3 protein-coding genes and 2 pseudogenes are annotated in these 4,866 nt (G+C 68.0%); 4 read left to right on the top strand and 1 reads right to left on the bottom strand.

Annotated features, from left to right (window positions below; all coding sequences use genetic code 11):
- Positions 1 to 323: 323 nt before the first annotated feature.
- The 4 genes and pseudogenes from AB0M27_RS46790 to AB0M27_RS46775 all read left to right on the top strand — a co-directional run.
- Positions 324 to 893, top strand: a complete 570-nt coding sequence (locus AB0M27_RS46790; protein WP_365732305.1) for a GNAT family N-acetyltransferase — start codon at positions 324 to 326, stop codon at positions 891 to 893.
- A pseudogene (locus tag AB0M27_RS46785) lies at positions 853 to 1,101 on the top strand (helix-turn-helix domain-containing protein); the annotation flags it as partial. The gene AB0M27_RS46790 and the pseudogene AB0M27_RS46785, both read left to right, overlap by 41 nt.
- Before the next feature lie 66 nt (positions 1,102 to 1,167).
- On the top strand, positions 1,168 to 1,467 hold the full coding sequence (locus AB0M27_RS46780) for a winged helix-turn-helix domain-containing protein (RefSeq protein ID WP_365732306.1): 300 nt from the start codon (positions 1,168 to 1,170) through the stop codon (positions 1,465 to 1,467).
- Positions 1,392 to 1,835 (top strand): annotated as a pseudogene (locus AB0M27_RS46775) (transposase); the annotation flags it as partial. The gene AB0M27_RS46780 and the pseudogene AB0M27_RS46775, both read left to right, overlap by 76 nt.
- A gap of 178 nt (positions 1,836 to 2,013) precedes the next feature.
- On the opposite strand, the gene AB0M27_RS46770 reads toward AB0M27_RS46775, so the two are convergent.
- Positions 2,014 to 3,564: an FG-GAP and VCBS repeat-containing protein gene (locus tag AB0M27_RS46770; RefSeq protein ID WP_365732304.1), complete on the bottom strand. Its 1,551-nt coding sequence runs from the start codon at positions 3,562 to 3,564 to the stop codon at positions 2,014 to 2,016.
- Positions 3,565 to 4,866: the final 1,302 nt, after the last annotated feature.

The following is a 4,866-nucleotide window of genomic DNA, read 5'->3' as shown; positions in this document are numbered from 1 at the left end:
CCCCAAAAGCCGACACACCGGCCTCACCCTCTACCAGATCCTCGACACCCTCCAGGACCTGCTGAACTGCTGGACCGGCACCTGCACCACCTGCCACCAGCCCCTGCCCAGCGGGATACACACGGCACCAAGATCGAGACAGACCTAACGGAGTCCTACTAGAGATCTTTAACGGTGCGGGTTACGTCGTGTCGTGGCGGGTTGGTGTCCCGCCGGGTGGTGTAGGCCGTGAGGGTCTGCGCAGCGGGTCTGGCATTAACGAGCACCGTAGGGTTCGACATAACCGATCGACACCCTGATCTTGATCGGGTTGGCTGAGTGGCATGCCAGAGCTGCGCACCGATCGTCTTCTGCTCCGCCGGTGGCGGGAGTCCGACCTCGGACCGTGGGCGGCTATGAGCGCCGACCCTGAAGTCCGAGAACACCTGGGGGAACTGCTGACGCGGGAGCAAAGCGATTTCGCGGTGGCACTCATGCAGTCCGAGTTTGACGAGCGAGGTTTTGGGTGGTGGGCGCTCGAAGCACGGGAGACTGGTGAGTTCATCGGCCGTGCCGGCTTGGACGAGGTGGGCGAGGACATGCCGTTCGCGGGGGTGGATATCGGTTGGCGGTTGATGCGTTCGGCGTGGGGCCACGGCTACGCCACTGAGGCCGCCCTGGCCTGCCTGGCTTTCGGCTTCGAGGTCCTCGGGCTGCCGGAAGTGGTGGCGTCGACGATCGTCCACAACCTGCGTTCCCAGGCAGTGATGCGCCGGATCGGCATGACCCGGGATCCGGCCGACGACTTCGAGGATCCGAGCGTGCCCGAGGGACCGCTTCGCCGCTGTGTGCTGTATCGGATCTCCCGCAGAGATGCCCACGGCCTACACCACGCGGCCGGGCACGGCACATGACGGCGTTCGTGGGCCGCGCTATGCCGAGAGAATGAGGTATCCCGATGGCGGTGGATTGACGGCCGAGGAACGGGCTCGGCGTGAGCAAGTCCGTTTCGCAGCCGCTGACCTGATCGAAGCCGGGGCCAGTGACCGGGAGGTGGCCCGACGGTTCAGGGTGACCCGGATGTCGGCGAACCGCTGGCGGCGGGCTTTGACTTCAGAAGGGCGGCAGGCTCTGGCCTCCAAAGGACCCGGTGGCGCCCGCTGCAAGCTCGATGCGGGACAACTCCGCGTGCTGGAGACGGTGTTGGATGCTGGCCCGGCCGCTTCCGGCTGGAATGACCAGTGCTGGACGCTGGCCCGGATCGCCGAGATCGTGCGCCGCCGGTTCGGTGTCGCGTACACCCTGGCCGGGCTGGACCTGCTGCTGCACCGCATCGGCTGGAGCGTGCAGATCCCCTCCCGCAAGGCCACCGAGCGCGACGAGGAGAAGATCGCCGCCTGGAAGGACGAGGAGTGGCCCGTCATAAAAAAACGGCGGCGGACCTGGGCGCCTGGCTCTGCTTCGAAGACGAAGCGGGCCAGGGGCTGAGGCCGCCCAAGGGCCGCACCTGGGGCCGACGAGGCCACACGCCCGTCGTGCGGGTCACCGCCGCAGGCACCAAACGCGTCTCCATGGCGGGAATGATCTGCACCAAGCCCGGCCACCGGTCCCGGCTGATCTACCGCATCCACCTCGACCGTGGTCCCGCCAAAGGTCGGCGCAAGGGCTTCACCGAGACCGACTACGCCGCTCTGCTCGACGCCGCACACCAGCAGCTCGGCGGCCCGATCGTGCTGGTCTGGGACAACTTGAACACGCACGTCAGCCGCACCATGCGAAAGCTGATCGCCGCCCGATTATGGCTGACTGTCTACCAACTCCCGGCGTATGCACCCGAGTTCAATCCGGTCGAGGGCGTGTGGTCGCACCTGAAACGGTCCCTGGCCAACCTCACCAAACAAAACCTCGACCAGCTCACCGCGCTGGTGAAGACGCGGCTCAAGCGGATGCAGTACCGACCCGGCTTCATCGACGGCCTCCTCGCCAAGACCGGCCTCGACTTCCAACCGCCACAACCCCAGCCATTAAAGATCTCTAGTCGTCGATCGCCGCCCCGTACAGCGCGTTGGTCGGCAGGCCGCCGAACGCGCTCGGGCCGTAGTTCCAGGAGCCGGAGGTGGTCAGGCCCGAGCTGCCCGCGGAGAACACCCAGACGTAGCCGTCGTTCGTGTTCTCCCCGGGTGCCGAGGCGAGCAGGCCGAAGCGGCCGTCGTCGTTCGGGTCGGTGAAGGAGACCTGGCCGCCGAACTTGTCGCCCTTCTCGACGGCGCCCGGGACGTTCGCGGTGCCCTGGTTCACGGACCATGCGCCGGTGGAGGTCATGCCCTTGGCCGAGCCACGCAGGACCGTGACGGCGCCCGCGTCCGCGACGGCGCCGATGTCCTCGCCCGCGACACCGATCGCCACGTCCGCGTATCCGTCGCCGTTGCTGTCGCCGACCGAGAGGTCGGTGCCGAAGCCGTCGCCCTGCTCGCTCGCGCCCGGCACGCCCGCCGAGTTCTGGGTCCACCACACGGGAGGGGTGCCCGGCCCCTCCTGGCCGGCGGGCCCCTCCGCACTGCCGTAGTAGACGCCGACCATGCCGCCGCTCATGCTCGCGCCGCCGTCGTCCGGGCTGTGCGGCTCGCCGGTGACCAGGTCGTCGTAGCCGTCGCGGTTGATGTCGCCGGACGCGACGACCGGACCGCCGCGGACCGCGGTGATCGGCAGCGGCTCTTCGTTGGACGCGGTACCGGGCAGGATGTACGACCAGCCGTAGCCCGGCTCGTCGCCCACGCTGGTGCCAGAGACGACCAGGTCGGCGAAGCCGTTGTTGTCGTAGTCGCCCGTGGTCATCGACTTGGGCTGGATGCCCGGCGCGTCGTCGGCGGAGGCCTGGCTGAGCGTCTTCCGCGGAGGCGAGGTGAGCGTGGTGCGCGACTTGTGCACCGGCCGCCGCGCCTGCGCGTCCGCGCTCTTGGCGGTGGGCTGGGGGGCGGGCTCGAAGGTGTAGATCGTCAGCCCGACCGAGTCCATGACGGCGAGGGAGTCGCCCGGAGTGGTGTCGCCGAAGCGGGCCGCGGCGAGCGAGGCGCCGAACCTGCCGCCCGTGGTGAGGTCGTCGGACTGCAGCCAGTCGCTGGCCGATCCGGTGAGGCCGTTCGGCGTGCCCCACAGGATGACGGCGCCGCCCGCGTTGGCGACGGTGCCGAGGTCCTCGCCGGGGATACCGATGATCGCGTCGTCGTAGCCGTCGCCGTCGAGGTCGCCGGTGGCCAGCGACTTGCCGAAGCCGTCACCGGTCTCGGCGGCGCCGGGAACGCCCGGGGAGTTCTGGCTGAAGGCCTTGACCCTGGTCGTGCCGATGCCCTTGGGTCCGCCGTACTGCACGGTCACCATGCCGGCGCCCTTGTACCCGCCGACCGCGGCCCCGGGGCCGCCGACGAGCACGTCGTCGTAGCCGTCGCCGTTGAAGTCGGTGTTGCGGTCGTTGGCGTGTGTTCCGCCGGGTGTTCCGGCGTAGACACTCGGAGCGGTCGCGATGAGCGCGCCCGTCACGAGGAGAAACGATGCCGCCGCGACGGCGGCCGAGCGGTGCTTGCGCATGAGCGGCTCCTTGGCTCAGATACGACCGACTGGCTCAGGGGCGCGGGGGGTGTCCGGATAGGTCCCGTTCCTATATCCGGCGCCGTGTTTGACACCGCATGGGGAGGAAGGGTTGTACAGGAGGCATGTCTGCTTTGCTGAAGAAGATCACCTCTCCGCCGAAGAAGGCCGCTCCTCTCGACAGCTTCGAGTCGGCCACCCGGGGCGAGGACAGCCACGCACACGCGAAAGGGCGGGCACCGGCGGTGGACGCGTCGGCGGATCCTCGACCAGGCCGCCCAACCCCGAGGCAGAAACCGGCGTTGAGCACGCCCGCACCCACCGCCCCAAACTCTGCGCGCTGTCACGGAACGTGTCCTCGCACGACCGGCTGCTAAGACTCGCCGAGCGCATCTTCGACCATGTGTGTGAGCGGCAGATCCGCGACGGCAAGGGAGCCGGCCTGTGGGACGACATCCGGGCCGTCTACCAAGGCGCGCCGACCACGCAGCGGCCGCCGTTGAGGGGGCAGGCGCCCCGCGGCAGGCGCGCGTGCCGGAAAGCTGATCCGGAGCACTTGCACAATTGTGCAAAAACGATCTTAGTTGTCACGGGCGGCTTCTACCCCTTCCGGGCGCACGGGCTTGCGCGGGCCCACCCAGAAGCCCCGTGTACGGGCGGAGGACGGGAAGTGAGAAAACGCCTTGTGGCGTCGCACGTTGGCAGGCAGCATGACGTGCCGGACTCCCAAAGCGAGGTCTCATGCCCGAAGCTCGCCGCCCCAGCCTCTGGCAGCGGCTCTACGTAGCGATTCGCCCCCGCCGGCCAGAGCCGACGATCTACTACGACGAAAAGACTGGCGAATACTTGGTGCCGTGCCCGGCGTGTCACCACCCGAAGCCCTCCTTCCCCCTGGAGTGCCCGGAATGCGGAAGCCGCGGGTTGTAAACCCAGGTCGTCCGGGAGTGTGACGTCTTGGAGGTTCTTCCACCAGCGAGTGTCGGGGGCGAGGTAGTAGCCGGAGGTTAAGCCGACGACGTCCTGAGCGGATCATTACGCCTCGCCCCAGCGCCGCGACGCCGTGAACGTGCTCTGGGAGGAGCCAGTCACCTTCTCCATCCTGCAGACCGCTCTCGCTCAGGTACCCCAGAGCAGCAAGCTCAGCGTGATGGACATCGGCCTCCGGGGGTAATTGTCACATCTTATGGATCAGTTGAGGTGGCTCAGGCCGGGTTCCGCAGTTAATCGGGGTTCTGGGCTTTGGATGAGGTCGAACTTGCTGGTCAGCGGTGTGGCAGTTGGTGGGAATCGAAGCTCGTCCTA

It is taken from the genome of Streptomyces sp. NPDC052107, from assembly GCF_040680215.1.
Classification (GTDB): domain Bacteria; phylum Actinomycetota; class Actinomycetes; order Streptomycetales; family Streptomycetaceae; genus Streptomyces.
The sequence above is the reverse complement of the archived record's forward strand: the minus strand, read 5'-3'. Positions and strand labels throughout refer to the sequence as shown.

What these genes read in the sequence shown, in the direction of transcription:
- AB0M27_RS46790 (WP_365732305.1), top strand. Translation starts at nt 324, where the DNA reads ATGCCAGAGCTGCGCACCGATCGTCTTCTGCTCCGCCGGTGGCGGGAG.
- AB0M27_RS46770 (WP_365732304.1), bottom strand. Translation starts at nt 3,564, where the DNA reads ATGCGCAAGCACCGCTCGGCCGCCGTCGCGGCGGCATCGTTTCTCCTC.